Here is a 15,383-nt window from a genome sequence, read left to right as displayed (position 1 = left end):
TCTTCATCTTATTGCTGGAAATGTCGTCGTTACACAAAATTTGCCGCTCTTTTGTAGTAGCATCTTACATATTCAAATGCGTGCCACGCTGCTGCTTCATAAATTAATTGATTTGGCATTTCTTCTTTCTGAAACACTAGATTCATATGATTGTCTAGCGTACCTCGAATTCCACCAATAATTTCATGAATGGCGTCTATATAGGGGAGATAATCCCTTAACAACTCTTGTGCTTTTTCACTGCTATCCTGAATAACCAACATCGCCTCGTCTTCTGTTATCTGATAGCATTCTTTCAGGATATCTTTAATTCCATCCCGCATTTCAAACTGTTCGTCCTCTTCTAGAATCGCTAAGGGAAAAATCATACTATGCCCACCTCCGAAGGTCTGCGCCCCTTTTTCTCTATAAGCACCATTGCCACCAATAATTACTACAACGTATAATTAGATGGTATCGACATTATTATTATAGCTTACTATTTGGCCAAAAAAGTTATAGCGATCAGTCACAAAATAGCACTCAATTGATATTTTTGAAAAGCTGGTTGGATGGTGATCATCGTTGAAAAACACACAACAAACGGATGAACGTGCACAAGTATTTCATGTTCTAAACAACAGAGGGATACGACTTAAATATAGGGCCGTGTCCTCTGAATGTCCCCCTGTTACTTACCATTATCATAAAGGGATTGAGGTCTTATTTGTCCATCAAGGAAAAGGGACCCTGACCCTTAACCGCAAGATTTACAAATTAGAGGCAGGATGTGTTGTCATTTTACAACCCTTCCAGCTTCACCGTATCCAATTTGATGCCAATTTACAACATCCATATGTACGAACCGTTTTAACCTTTGAGCCCTCCATCGTTGCACCTCATTTAAAAAACTTTTCGATACTGTCTCGTTTTTTTGAACAGGTATGGAAAGAACACATGTCCAATCAAGTGTTCCGTGAGGAGCGCGACTCGACTTATATGATAGGTGTTCTTGAGCGATTCAATGACTTGGTCATGGGTTGGAACGAGAAAGATGAAGACCATGAGACTGCGTCCATGTTAATCCTCAACATATTAGACTATCTAATGTCGCTGCATACTGGAGAATTTGGAGGCGTTTCACGCCCGGATAGTCATGCTGAAAAAATAATGAATTGGGTCGAAGAGCATTTTACGGAACCTTTTGACTTAATTGAATTAGCCAAAGAACTCCATCTTTCCAAGAATCATGTATCTCGGTTATTTCGGACTGAAACAGGGGGAAGCATTACCGAATATGTGATCGCGCGAAGAATAAGACAAGCTTGCTGGTTGCTAAAAACAGAATCAAAATCTATCGAACAAATCGGTTCATTGGTTGGCATACCTAATTTCCCTTACTTTTGCCGAATTTTCAAGAAGATAACGGGCTTTACTCCCATACAATATCGTAAAAGCCAGTTCAATTAGGCAATCACTGCGCTTAACCATCCGTTTAAAAGCAAAGACAGGACGGCAGCCGTCCTGTCTTTGTTGAACTATCTTTATTAGCATCAGTGAGACTATGCGTCAAGAAGAGCTTTCAAAACCTCCGATGTCAGCCCCTCCCCCGCATAAGAAACCAATGGGGAAATTTCGATCTCCCGACCTTCCAGCGCGGAGGGATCTGCACCTGCTTCCAGGAGCCACTTCTGAAACAAATCTTGCACAAGTGAGCGAGCTGTTGCCGGGCTGTCCTTGCCCTCCTTGTTTTTGACAGGGGCAAACTCTTCTTCTTTTGGTATCTTCAAAACCATCATATGTTCAGCGAGCGGGAAGAAATCAAATATAAATTTTTCAAATTTAAAAGCGTTTGGTGATTCTGGATGGACCGGATGTCCCTGATCGTCTATGTACTTGACCGCTTTATGAGCGGCGTGATAAGGAATATTCGTATCCGCATGCTGTTCGATAAAATCCGTGCGAAATAAATGAATCGAAAGGTTGGCCAACCCGTAGATCAAGCGGCCCGAGCTATCTGTTTCATACATTAGCTCTTTAGGCACGTCCATGTATTCAATGACGGCCGGTCTGCCGCCTTTCATGCAAAGAATGCCGACTTTCTCCTCAGGGTAGGACTTTTCTGCGACTTTGGTGGCAATCGGATAGTTATGATGCACAGCTGCCCCTATAAAAAACGGATCAGCAACTCGGATCAAGGCATTGTCGACATTATAATAGAAAAGCCACTCCACTCCCCGACGTTTCAAATCATCCAAGGCTCCAGACCGTTTCATGGAAGCAAAGCAGTCACCGTTCCCGCTGGGGGTAAGACCGATTTCATCCTTGGCGGAGAGCAGGATGTGTCCTTCGGAATCCAGTGCTGGCAGGACATTTTGCCTAAAGAAGAATATATCGTCCGAGGCATAGCCGAAATACTCGGATGCCTGGAAGTATTGCACAGTATCCTGATGATTCTCAGGGCTGGTCATAATGTACCAGGGAATCGACCGACCTGCTTTCCGGGACAAGTTGAGCAAGCGCTCGGCCTGCAGCTGGAACAGCGACTTTCCTGACGGCAGCCCAATATTATAGGTCCCCTTGGGACCATCATGCTCTAGGCGGCTCCCATGCCCCCCGGCGACAACAAGCGCCGCGACCTTGCCATGACGAAGTCGGTCCCAGCCAGTCTCGGTCAATTTTCCCCGCTCCTCCTCGCTGTAATCCTCCGAATCGTAAGCTTCCATTGGCGAAATGAAGTCCGTGCTAACCGATGGCTGATTCGCTTGATGGAAAAGCTCGCTAAGCGCGGCAAAATTCAGCTGTTCCATCTCATCCAGCAGCTTGTCCTTCGAATCTTTGGAAAGTGACGAGTAATGCCTAAGTAAATGCTCCTGACCGTAGGCATGCGCCTTTTTATAGAGTTCGTCATATCGGTTCTCCACTAAAAACCTCCTATGTAGCAAGCTTCGTTAAACCATGACATCGTTGTTGTTTAATACTTAGATTATATTATCCTGAGGAGTTGCTGTGAAGCAAGCTCCTCTCCTATTATGCCCGTCGAGAATTTGCAGCCCGCAGGCTGTCTATTATAATGAAATGGAATTCAAGCGACTCAAAAGATGGTCCGAGATATAAGCAGCATCCTCGCCTACACCATACAGGAGGGGAGACTTTGCTTTATGAAGACAAGGCAATCCTATAAAATATAAGCCTGGAGCTTTCGTGACTCCGCGCTTGTGCATAGGATGCCCCTCTTGACTGAAGACCGGAATATCAATCCATTGGAAATCCGGCATATAGCCCGTCGCCCATATAATTGTCGTGATCCCGGCTGCATTCGTGTCGAACTCTGTCGAAACATGAATGGTAGCACCTTTCAACCTTTCATCGTTCACCCTTGTGTGATCCTCCGGATAGTTCGAACCTGTCAATTCTATATACTTATCAACGCCGCTCCTGAATGATTCAGCGAAATCATCTGCGCTTGCAAGGCTTTCGAGGAGATCAGGTTGCAGCTTCACGGTCGTCCCCTGAATAGTTCGCAATCGTCCCAACAGGGTTATCCCGTCTAGCGCATACTGGCGCAAATGAATATCCTCGCCTAGATTTCTGCCCGATACATAGGGACTATTATTGAATTTCGCTTGCAACAACCTTAAATGTTCCGACGGCTGATCGTAGAGACCAAGTCGAGAAGCCCACCACATCGTGTCTTTTCCCCGATAACGTCTAGGCAGCCTACCGCTGCTTCCAACCGATAAATATACGTTTCTTCCTGCCTCGTTCAGTTCCTTCGCGATATGACAACCTGACTGGCCCGCGCCAACCACAAGAATGTTTCCTGGCCTGATTTGATTTGGACCTCGGTACTCGCTGGAGTGAAGCTGTGTAATGCTTTTATCGACTCTAGCACCATCTGCGGGGAATTTGTTCTTGTGGAACGCTCCCGCAGCAACAACGACGTTTTTCACCCGATAAGTCTTTTCTGGTGTATCCACCACATAGGTGCGCGTATCTTCATTCCACCGAACGCCTATGACCTGAGATTGCCTGATTTTCAGTTTATAGCGCTTAGCATAGCTATCTAAATACTTCGTCACTTCTTCACGTGTTAAAAAACCGTCCGGATTTTCTCCTGAATAGGGATATCCAGGAAGCCGTAGCATCCAATTCGGAGTGACTAAATGAAAAGAATCCCATCTTTTTCTCCAAGAGGCCCCAATCCTGTCCTTTTCCAATATTAAATGGTTGCATCCATGCTGTGTCAAATAATAGCTCACTGAAAGCCCTGCCTGCCCCCCGCCTATAATGACGACATCCAAATCCTCTACCATCTCATGTGCCTCCTAATTTTCTTGTAGCGTTGATGCGTGTCGAATTCAAACTCTCCCGCAAACGTTAAAAAAAAGCCAGTATGCAGTGGCTTGTCCTGAACAGTTTTCATTTTTGCCTTTATGATGGTATCAAGAAAAATGAATTAGAACCGCAACTTTGTCACACAACCCAATAACCAATATTTGGATTTATATATTACAACGTGTTTAATAAATTATTTTATATATGACTGATATTTCACAATTTGTGGTAACTGTTAGAACACATTACTATAAATATGTGCAGGCTTTTCCCTTAATTTGTAGGTTGGATGTCGAATAAACACCAAGCACAATCTTTGAGAGATTGTTTCCAAATATCGTTTCAATACAAAAGAAGGAAGGAGTAACTATGATTGATTTTGAATGGTACAGAAGCTTTATCTTCATTTATAAACATAATTCTGTTTCGCTAGCTGCTAAAGCACGGATCATGACGCAACCGACGATGAGCCAGCACCTCGCCTCCCTTGAAGCCGAAGTTGGCGAACAGCTATTCGCTCGTACAACGCGGAAGCTCATTCCAACTGAACGGGGAAAACAACTGTATTCACTTCTCGCCCCACATATCGATATGTTAGAAGAAAAGACGCAGGAATTAAGAATAAGTCCTTCATCTACAACAACAACTATTAAGATTGGTACGACTCAGGAATTATTTACTGAGAAAATTTTGGTACATATATCTAAAATGAATTTGAATACGATCACCTATTTTCGCGATGCTGATGAATTATTGGAACTTCTGAGTGAAGATCGTGTAGATATCATCCTAACGAATAAAAGGTCCTCGACTTCTGATATTGAATATCTACAGCTTAAGGAAGAGGAGTTTGTCATTGTTGCTCCATTTGAAACCGTTGTGCCAGATTTTACGCATTTGAAGGATATGGAGCTATGGCTGTTGCAGCAACGATGGATCAGCTATGGACTTGAACTTCCCATTATTCGATGGTATTGGAATGAAATTTTCAAAATAGGACCGCAGATTATTCCAGCCCATGTCATTCCTAACCTTCATCTCATTTTAAAAGCGATCGAGGAATGCGAAGGGATGAGTTTGCTTCCAACCTATATGCTGAAAGAGGACAAAACGAGAGAACCAAAATGGAAAATCGTTTTTGAAGAGATGGTTGTTCGTAACGAATTATTAGTTGGGTTCAAATGCAAGAATAAAAATAAGTTCTTCATCCATGAATTCATAAATAATATAAATGAACAACATTAAAGATGTACGAAAATTTCAAGATGAAACAAGAGGAAGCTGCCCAAGTGGCGGTCTTTTTTTGTTTGCTTAGCAACATAGGCTGTTCGGTCAATTGCTTTTCTTCCATAAATCCATTAAAAAAACGCCCCTTTTCTCGGTGCAGCACCGAGTACAAGGGGCGTTTAAACATTATGTTTAGTTAATGAGTTTGGATAATTTCAATAGCGAGCTTAATACTTTAGCGACGGCTTCACGAGTACTTGGCTCGCTTGGCTGGAAGCGGAGGCTTCCACTCAACTCAACACCATCCATGAGTCCAGCATCCGTCATATATTGGATGCTGTCCTTCGCATAGTCGCCGAATTGCTCGGCGTCTGCATATGAGATAGTTACCAATCCAGCAGGTTTGACAACTGGTAGCAATTTCAATGCTCTTGTCAGCATCACTGTTAGATCTTGTCGGCTGATGCTAGCGTTCGGCTCAAATGTGTCACCATAGCCTGTGACAAGTCCAGCTTCATAAGCTATGGCTACGGACTGCGCATACCAGTCACCGCTTAGCACATCTTTGAACGGCGTTGCTGATGTTGGTTTTTGCAAACCAAGCGATCGAACAAGCAGCGAAGCAAATTCAGCTCGTGTTACATTGTTTTTCGGCGAGAATGTTCTAACCGATGTTCCGCTCAGTAAGAATTTGTCTGCAAGCAGTTGGATATGGCTCTTCGCCCAAGACGAATCGATGTCCGCAAAGGCCGTTTGGTGTTGTGCGACTGCATAGGTCGAGAAACCAGGACGGCTTATCGTCACAATGGTTTTGCCAGCACCTGCAGCTGTGAAGAGAGCTGGTACCGGGTAAACTTGGTCATTCTCGATGTACAACGCGCCGGTCTTGCTTGCGTTTACTTCCTGATCAACGATGAATGCACGCTTGAACACTTGCTTCGCTGCTAAGCTCAGCGGTGTCGCTGTTCCGCCAACAACCGTATTTGCTTCAAATGCGTATGGTGTGCCTACAACAGAAGCGTCTGGATACTGCTTGGCAAAAATGGATGCGCTGCTTGCGTCTCTCGTAATTCGGACCACATAGTCTGCGCCAATAGGGACACTAGTAAATGCGGAAACAGGTGATGCAATCGTAGCGCCGTTCCAGGCGAACATGACCGTGCTGCCTTCAGCGGCCTGCTGCAGCTTCAGCACTTGCGCGTTCGTCAGCTTGAGCTGAGCTTCTGACGAATCGGTGGTACCGACGTTGACAACGATGGAAGCTGGAGCCGATTTTGCGGCATCTAAAGCTTTCTGAATGTCGCTATCAGCAACAATTGCTGTCAATTGTTTGCCTTGCATAGTGGTTGAAGCAATGACAGAAACGCTTGCTTGCCCTTGTGGAACGATGGATTGAATCAGTTCCAGGTTTTCTTTAGGTTCCTCTGGTCGTGCACCCCCACCGCCGCCGTATCCGCCGCCGCCACCCGAAGCAGGTGGTGATGGTGGTGGTGTTTGAGTTGGTACAGGCTCGGAGCTTACATAAAAAGATTTGAATGCAGTACTCGGATCAACCGGGTTAGTGAGGTCTGAGTAGCTAAGAACCACAAAATTATGCAACCCATCTGCAAGCCTGGTTGTATTTACATTTAACTCAGAATCCAAAGTTAGTCCGAAACTGTTACGAATATCGTGGAAATTAAGCTTGCCACGAGGTATGGCTCTGTACATATGCGCTTCTGTATCAAAATTGAAAATCTCGCCAACAGTAGGTACAGGTTCATTTTCGCCTATTCCTTCTATGTCTGTAGCATAAATTACGATATATTTCTGCGTATCGGAATTTATCGTTACGGATAGATCAATGCTTTCATCTCCATTGATCGTCTGATCAGATAAAGTCAGGTTCTGAAGAACGAATTGATTATTATCTGAACCTTCGCCAATGTGGATAACAAAAGGAAGGTGCAGGTCTGGATGACCGGCGCTCTTCAATAACACGTGCCCTTCGTAAACACCATTCGGAGCATTAGCTGACGCCAACGCAGAGAGGGTGAAACGCTGCTGCGCGTTCGGTACGACGGTGATCACTTGATCGGAATTGGCGTCAAGTCCATCGAGCGACATGCTGATTTGATTAACGTCTGGCGTTGGAATCGGTTTGTTCGGATCCGACGTCACACTTGGATGCATGACAACTGAAGCGGTGTAGCTCAATACATTGTCGGACATGTTTTTAAGCTGAAGTGGCTTGGTAACCGCTTTGTTCAATTTAGGATCGATTACGCCGAAGCTCACGCTGCTTGCGCTGCTTTCCATGCTGATTGGATCCAACTTTGAATTATAAATCGTCAGTGGATCAATGGCTTCAAGCAGTGCTGGAGTTTCCAGTGCATTGGCGATATTAGCCCGACCAGCACCTTGAGAATATACATCGTAAAGTGTTCCATCTGCATCTCTAATCATTTCGGATGTATTCGCTAATGCGGCACGGTAGTCCATCGGAGACCAATCCTCCATGCCATCGTTGTTCTTATCCACATCTTTATATTTGTCTTTTAAAAGTGCAACAAGTCCCGTAATGTGCGGAGCCGCCATACTTGTACCGCTCATTCTCCCGTAGGCCTCATCGTAGCTGATATCAGGTTTGTCTTTACCATAAGCCGGTATGGTAGACCTAATATTGACACCGGGAGCACTGATGTCGGGCTTAATGCCGTAATTATTATCAGAGTTAGGTCCACGGGAACTGAAATCGGCAACCGTATCACCAATCAGATCCACTTGATTAAACGTGCTGCCAAATGAAATCTTCAGGGTCGAGTACGGAGTAGTCAATATTGTTCTCACTAAGGCACGGCCCTCCTTCCCTGGCATATCGAACGTGGGCAAAAATTTATGGTCACCACCAAGTCTGGAAAGAGTACCGATGGGACCGTCTCTGCCAGGTATTTCTTCCGAAAGATCGATACCATTAGGATCACCACTAATATCAAACGAGGCGTTTCCATTAAAAACGATAGCTGCAGCAGCATTTGATCTAGCAGCATTCACCACCTTTTCCTCAAATGCGATCACACCGCGTGAGATAATGGCAACTTTGCCTGTCAGGTCGCCAGCCTGTTCAAAATCAACTTGTCTGCCTAGGCCAACAAAGACGGCTTCCATGGTTTGATTTCCTAGCGAGCTATCGAATTGCGTTTCATCTGTTCTCCAGCTAACCAAGCTAGGATTCAAGTGATAAGTGGCATAAGTCACGCTCGATACAGAAACCGTGCTCTCAAGCGAGGAGGTGTAGTGTCTGCTTGGACTTGTGGCAGCAGCAACCGAAATAGCGAGATGCGCAGAAGCGGGAGATCCCATGGAGTAATAATAAGGCAAACTCGCTCCATCATTTCCGTTCGCTACAACAGCCACGACGCCTGCCAATACGGCATTGTTCACTGCAATTGAATCGGGAGAGTTTGGATCTTTGTACGCGGATGATCCTAAGGACAAGTTAATGACGTCCATTCCATCTTCTACTGCTTTCTCGATACCGGCAATGATTTGAGCGGATGAACCGGTGCCATGTGCGCCGCCAAGTACTTTGTACAAATAAAGATCGGATCCATAAGCAACGCCTTTCTGAACGAACTCGGAAGTTGGATTCGCGAATCTGCCGACGATCGTGCCCGAAACATGTGTTCCATGGGAACTGCCCGGTTTATCCCAAGCTGGAGGGACATCTTCATAAGGGTCTTTATCCTGATTGTAAGCATCATAGCCCTTATAATCGCGATCTATGGCATCTTTAAGATCAGGGTGCACATAGTCACCGCCTGTATCAATGACGCCGACTTTCACGCCCGCGCCTGTAAAGCCTTTATCCCACGCGATATCCGCCCCAATTTGCTTTAACGGATTGATATCAAAGATTGGATTATCAATTCCTTGCGTTTCAACGTCCATCGGTACAGGGATGGCGTAATAAACCTGATTTTGATGAATGGATGTTACGCCTGGCAACTGCGCGAGCTTCGGAATATCATTCGCTTGTATGCTAACTTCCAAACCATTCAGTACCGTATTGTATTGATGAAGAACTTGAAGATTAATGCCTTTCCGCGAAGCGCTGCTAAGGAAAGAAGATTGTTCGCTTTGTACGTTGGCTTCGATTGCTTCGGCAGCCAGTGTTCGATAGCCCATTTTAGCTGCATATCGGCCTACTGCCGCAGGCTGGTTGCTTAGCTGGACAATGACGTTGATAAGTTCTGTAGAATTGGTATTAATATCATCTGCGATGATGGACGGCGATGATTTATCCGCAGAACCTTGCTTGTTTTGCGCTTCTTGAATAAGAGCATGCAATTTGGCCTTCGTCATGCCAGGAAGGATGGGCGCAGTCGGCTCGGAAGCATAGATGCTTTGACTCAGTAGACTGCTGAGCAGTGCGGTGATGGTCAGGAGCGAAGCCGTTTTTTTATGGATGAATAGGTTCAAGTTCGTTTTCCTCATTTCGAACAGGATAAGGTACTAAAGAATGCTTATTCGACGAAATGCAGCGCATCAATGGTGATGAGCGTGCCGGTTGATTTATTATTCTTTTCGCCTGTATGGACAACCTTGAGGGTATGTTTGCCTTTAGTCAGAGCAGTTGTGAATACTGGGACTTGATTGGCTGCAATGGGGCTGTACAAGTCAACGGTCGAGATAAGCCGTTCATCAATATATATGTTTGCTTTTCCACGGTTTTGTCCAGTATTGGCAAGCAGCGTTACCGCTGAACCGGAGAAGGTATACATAACTGAGTTATCCTTTGTTTCCGTAAACCGCTGCACGCCACGACTAAAATATTCGTTAAATGATGAACCCCATAGTCCATTGAAAATAGCGGTTGGATCATTGGAGCGCATTAAGGTTGCAGCTTTAAAGGCATCGACATTGATGTAAGTGTGCGCTGCTTTTTTGACGGATGGGTCGGATTTGCCCGTCCATACGACTTTGATCATGTGGTGCCCGTTTGCGAACGATTGCTTGAACAAAGATTGCTCATATAAGGTCGACTTGCTGTACAGAGATGGAGAGGCTACTTTGATGCCATCAATATAGACATCTGCAATGCCTTGTTCCGGATTTTTGGTGCCAATCCATTCGATCTGATTGCCTCTGAAGCCAAATTCTACGCTTCCGACATTATCGATTTGTCGGAAAGTACCATTTTTCGCCGATATTGTTGACCAATTGCCGCTATAGGCAAGTGCGCTATGCGTATCCTGGAACATACCCGCTTGATTGTTAGAATGCAGATTCAGCGTATAGGAGCCGGCTCCTTGATAGGCACTGACATTGATGTAATACGTTCCGGATGCTTTAGCCGTGTAGGTGATGCTTTCTGCCGAGGAATCATTCTCCGAAATGGCAATGATGCCGTATTTACTTGTTATCGTGGTTGCCGTGGAATCATACAAGTACAGATCGAAGTCAGTTACTGCGTCGGCGGTTAATGTAGCTGTAATGCTTTCGCCAGCGCCTAACTCAATGGCATAGACATCATCGGACTCGCTGGTGCCAGCGCTCAGCTTCTTGGTGACGGTTGAATCATTCAGCGGTGTACCAGGAATATCCTTACTCGTTAAAGCCCGGAACGCATTGACCATTTTACCACTTGCGTTCGCCTTGGCTAGCGAGAGCAGAGGCGTTCCACTATTTATAATTCGATGTCTAATAGAAGCGGCGTCCATAGATGGAAATTCGGATGCCACGAGCGCAGCGGTTCCTGCAGCAATCACAGCTGCGTAATCCTCGCCTCCTTGGAATATGCGCGTATTAGGTGGGGTAAGATTAATCTTTGTAATGGAAGAATCAGTGCTTACAATGTTAGGTACAAATTCATTGAAATAGTACAGAAGATAAGCATCATTACCATAGATCGTATCTGGCTGACCGACGACCTCTCCGCTGACAGTACCGGATTCTAGGATTTTTAGATGTAACGTGTCGGTGACAAATGGCGTGGATGAGATGCCATCTATCGAGTCCTCACCGGAAATCATCAAGTGTCCACCACCGTTCAGGTATGCCGTTAAATTGGCTTGGTCATTGTCGGTGATCAAAGTCAATGTCGAGGCGAATAATGTTCCTGTAAACCAGACGACGATATCATGGCTTTGCAGCGTGCTGAGATCAGGGCCGTCTTCTAGCTCCACTGTTGTGTAGACGTCGATATTACTTTCCGAGTAGCCTGCATTATGTAATAGATCTTTGTAGATGGCTAACGTAGGATCTAACGCCGGATCTAACGGCGGAACTTCTATCGGACCGTCATCGGGATTATGAAAGAAGGGATCAAACATATTGTCTTGAACGAGGAGCACCTTGACATCCTTATTCGCCTCAAAGTCATCCAAGAATTTCATCGCCCGATCGAACATAACTTGACGTTGTTTAGGGTCGAAACCCTCCTCAGTCGGCACTACCTCGAACCCGATCCCATTAAAAATGGCTTTGTATTCAGCGTTATCAGCTCCGGCATATTTATGAATCTCAGCAGCATAGCCCATTGGAGCATCGATGCCAGTAAGGCTGATGAGATAGCCGGGGGCGGCTACATCTACATACGTTTTACCGACTGATGAGCTATCGCCTAATTGGCCATTGGAGTCTACAGAGTTGACACTCAAAACATTATCTGTAAGATAAGCTTTTGGATATAGGGGGCTAAGATCTGCATTGAAGTTTCGGGCGTCACCCGGGCCTGCGAAGGTAACAAAGAGCATTTTGGAATTAGAAATGACTTCGTATAACGCCTGGCTGTATTCACTCAAGGTCCAGCCTAGATACGCAATTTTGACGCCTTTAGCTTCGGCGTAGTTAATGGCTTCAATCGCATCAGAGAGGTAACCGCGATCAGGACTGAAAATTTTCAACGGCATCAATTTAATATTAGGGGCAACACCAGCGATTCCAACTCTATTGTTTATTGCTGCCGCAATTGCTTTTCCATAGTACGTACCACGGTAGTCATTGAAGCCATCGCTGGGATCGTAGAGCGTGTTGTCATTGTGAGCAAAATCCCAGCCGTTCATATCATTGATATAACCGTTCTCATCATCGTCCTTATCGTTATATGGATCTTCATCTGAATTTTTCCAAATATTCGAGGCTATATCCGAGTTTGTGATCTCCATGCCTGAAGACATAACAGCAACGGTGACATCTTCACTTCCTTGCGTAATCTCCCATGCTTTCAACGCTTGAATGTCAATCCCAGGGGTAGAAATATATTGGCTGGCCCCAATATTATAAATCTGACCTGTGTTATGTAAATACCATTGATCGGAAAAAAACGGATCGTTAGGTAAAAGAGTTTGGGAGGAATCTATGGTGTCGTGTTGAAGCGTGACTTTCGATTGCGTGTTTGAGGAAATCGGTTCTTTGACGGTCTGTGGGATGGTCAACTTAAAGTCGGGTTCTGCGTAAAGAACATTCGGATCTTTGCTCAGCTCATCAATAACATGAAGAAGGTTTGAGTTCTGTTTGACATGGAGTATTTTAGAATTGAGAGCAGAGAGCTCCTTGACTTCTTCGACTTGTGGGGCGATCGTGTTTGAAAGCGCAGAGGATTTTAAAGTGTTAGATTTATATTTAACGATGATGCGATCTGTTGCGAGTGTGGTGGTTTTCTCAGCATTGCTTGGAGGTTCGTAAGCCGCAATTGCAGCTGGTTGAGGGTCAGTCTGAACGCTGCTTTCAGTTACTGGGTCAGTTGGCCATTGGCTCTTTTTTAACTTGGGCAATCGTGCATTTGGGTCAGTACCAGCACCTTGAACCGAGATAGTACCCTCGGCGTATGCGGGGACGACCATTGAAGATGCGATAAGGAAAGATGCAAGGAACGTTAATGTCTTTCTACGGTTCGAATACAAGTTGTCACTTCCTCTACGAAATTTTTAAACCAAAATGCGTGAAATAGGTGCGGAGCGAATACGTGCATGAATCACTTCCTTCAAACTAGTAAACTATGACCAGTAACTGAGTCATGACAAGTATACTAACATGGATTAACCAGAAAAAATATAGCTTTAAACTAAAAATATTGATTTATAACATAATTTTTGATATAGTTAAAATTTCTCTATAAATCGGGATTGTTGGTAAATGGTTTTTCATTCATCTTCCAAAACCCTTGTTATACAAGTGTTTTCCTTGGAAAACACCCATTTATTTTGTTTATCTTCATTTGAAAAAAGGTGTTTCAAACTACGAAAGAGATATATTTATTGGTTATCAATGAATAAAATTGACAATTATCCCGCCTAATTTAATGTTATTATTAGTAACATTACACGTCACATTAATAGCAGTGGTGCTCTGATGAAAAAAGCAAGCTGACACCGGTTGGCTACCGACGTCAACTTGCCTTTTTCAATTTCTTTAATTTGGGGGCCAGAGCATCGATCTGCTCCGTCGTTATAAAACCCAATATCCTTTAACACCATGAGACCCCTTAAAAAAGGTTATAGACTGAGAATAAAAGTTAAGATAGCGACAGCCATGGATTAGTAGATATAGTCCATGGCTGTCGCTGTTTTATTGTCCTATTCTAGTCTATCTGATAGTTATTTGTTTATAATCCGACTGATTTAAAGCAAAAATTACTTGTTCTGCATCAAAACGAATAACTTTCTTTACTTCATAAAACCAAGTCTCTTTAATAAGGCACATGAAGAAGTGTTTGCGGATTGTGCTTCAGCAATAAGCTTTGTAAAAGCTTTATCTTCGAAGGAATGGTAAACTACTTCACTAACCGCCTCACATGCAAAACCATTTTTTGTAACCTTAATACTACAACGATTGGTTTGCACTCTGCATTCTCGTTCCTCTCTAATTCCAATACTAAGAATATTCGCTGACCTTCATTCATCTTCCTGCCAATAGGGTTAGACGTTAAGGCAGCACGCGGCAGCCATTTTACGTTTGTTTAACGAACTCTATTACTCATGCATTTCTACTTTACTCTTGCTCTCATAAATAGAATCGACCAGATGGGATAAACCTAGTTATTGACAAGCATATACACTATCATTATAATTTTTAATATATTAATATTCTAATTATAGTATTAATATTATTATGAAATCACACCAAATTGGAGGAATTACGATGTTGAAAATAGGTATTATTCTTGGAAGCACACGCCCAGGCAGAAACGGTGAAGCTGTAGCCCGCTGGGTAACCGAAATCGCAAAAGTACGAGACGACGCCTCTTTCGAGCTTGTTGATATTGCAGAATTCAATTTGCCACTACTAGATGAACCGTATCCACCGTCCATGGGCCAATATACGAAGCCCCATACGATTGCCTGGTCGGAGAAGATCAACTCCTTCGACGGCTTCGTATTTGTTACACCCGAGTATAACCATGCCACTTCCGCAGCATTAAAGAATGCTATTGATTATCTCTTCAATGAATGGAAAGATAAAGCGGTAGGTTTTGTTGGCTATGGAGGAAGTGGCGCTCAACGCGCAGTTGAAAATCTCCGGACGATTGCTGCAGAACTTCACATGGCCGACGTTCGCGCTCAAGTGGGACTCTCGCTCTTCACAGATTTTGAAAACTTCAGTGTCTTCAAGCCGGCTGCGCATCAAGAATCCTCTGTCAACACGATGCTTGACCAAGTCATTGCTTGGAGCGGCGCATTAAAAACATTGCGTTAATTCGGCAATATTCCGGGCTCAATGGTATATGTAGTTGCAAAGATTCTTTTGTGCCTGTTGACTTATACACACTAATATGCAAAATAAAGAACCTGTAGAAATATTCTACATGGTTCTTTATTGTTAATAGATACAAAATGATGGTTAAATCAGTTCCTCAA

9 protein-coding genes are annotated in these 15,383 nt (G+C 44.2%); 3 read left to right on the top strand and 6 right to left on the bottom strand.

What is annotated here, in order from left to right:
• Positions 1–29 precede the first annotated feature (29 nt).
• Positions 30–368, bottom strand: a complete 339-nt coding sequence (locus GQF01_RS13100) for a hypothetical protein (RefSeq protein ID WP_161407213.1) — start codon at positions 366–368, stop codon at positions 30–32.
• Positions 369–564: 196 nt separating this feature from the next.
• Between GQF01_RS13100 and GQF01_RS13095 the strand changes: the two genes are divergently transcribed.
• Complete coding sequence (locus GQF01_RS13095; protein ID WP_161407212.1) at positions 565–1,449, top strand: AraC family transcriptional regulator; 885 nt, start codon at positions 565–567, stop codon at positions 1,447–1,449.
• A gap of 92 nt (positions 1,450–1,541) precedes the next feature.
• Here the strand turns inward: GQF01_RS13095 and GQF01_RS13090 are convergent, their stop codons facing one another.
• Positions 1,542–2,903 (bottom strand): UTP--glucose-1-phosphate uridylyltransferase, encoded by a 1,362-nt coding sequence (locus GQF01_RS13090; protein ID WP_161407211.1) that lies wholly within the window; start codon positions 2,901–2,903, stop codon positions 1,542–1,544.
• 144 nt (positions 2,904–3,047) lie between these two features.
• Complete coding sequence (locus GQF01_RS13085; RefSeq protein ID WP_161407210.1) at positions 3,048–4,295, bottom strand: FAD-dependent oxidoreductase; 1,248 nt, start codon at positions 4,293–4,295, stop codon at positions 3,048–3,050.
• Positions 4,296–4,686: 391 nt separating this feature from the next.
• Here GQF01_RS13085 and GQF01_RS13080 point away from each other — a divergent pair, with 391 nt between their 5' ends.
• Entirely contained in the window at positions 4,687–5,562 is an 876-nt protein-coding gene (locus GQF01_RS13080) for a LysR family transcriptional regulator (protein ID WP_161407209.1), read from the top strand.
• 174 nt (positions 5,563–5,736) lie between these two features.
• Here the strand turns inward: GQF01_RS13080 and GQF01_RS13075 are convergent, their stop codons facing one another.
• From GQF01_RS13075 to GQF01_RS37095, 3 genes are all read right to left on the bottom strand, one after another.
• On the bottom strand, positions 5,737–10,005 hold the full coding sequence (locus GQF01_RS13075) for a S8 family serine peptidase (RefSeq protein WP_161407208.1): 4,269 nt from the start codon (positions 10,003–10,005) through the stop codon (positions 5,737–5,739).
• Between the two features lie 44 nt (positions 10,006–10,049).
• Positions 10,050–13,430, bottom strand: coding sequence for a S8 family serine peptidase (locus tag GQF01_RS13070; RefSeq protein ID WP_161407207.1), 3,381 nt, complete (start codon positions 13,428–13,430; stop codon positions 10,050–10,052).
• Positions 13,431–14,192: 762 nt separating this feature from the next.
• Positions 14,193–14,369, bottom strand: coding sequence for a GNAT family N-acetyltransferase (locus tag GQF01_RS37095; RefSeq protein WP_161407206.1), 177 nt, complete (start codon positions 14,367–14,369; stop codon positions 14,193–14,195).
• Between the two features lie 298 nt (positions 14,370–14,667).
• Here GQF01_RS37095 and GQF01_RS13060 point away from each other — a divergent pair, with 298 nt between their 5' ends.
• A complete protein-coding gene (locus tag GQF01_RS13060) occupies positions 14,668–15,222 on the top strand; it encodes an NADPH-dependent FMN reductase (protein ID WP_161407205.1) in 555 nt (184 codons plus the stop codon).
• Positions 15,223–15,383 lie beyond the last annotated feature (161 nt).

It is taken from the genome of Paenibacillus silvestris, assembly GCF_009882985.1.
In the GTDB taxonomy this organism is placed as follows: domain Bacteria; phylum Bacillota; class Bacilli; order Paenibacillales; family NBRC-103111; genus Paenibacillus_E; species Paenibacillus_E silvestris.
Note: the sequence above shows the minus strand (reverse complement) of the source record. Positions and strands in the feature narration are given on the sequence as shown.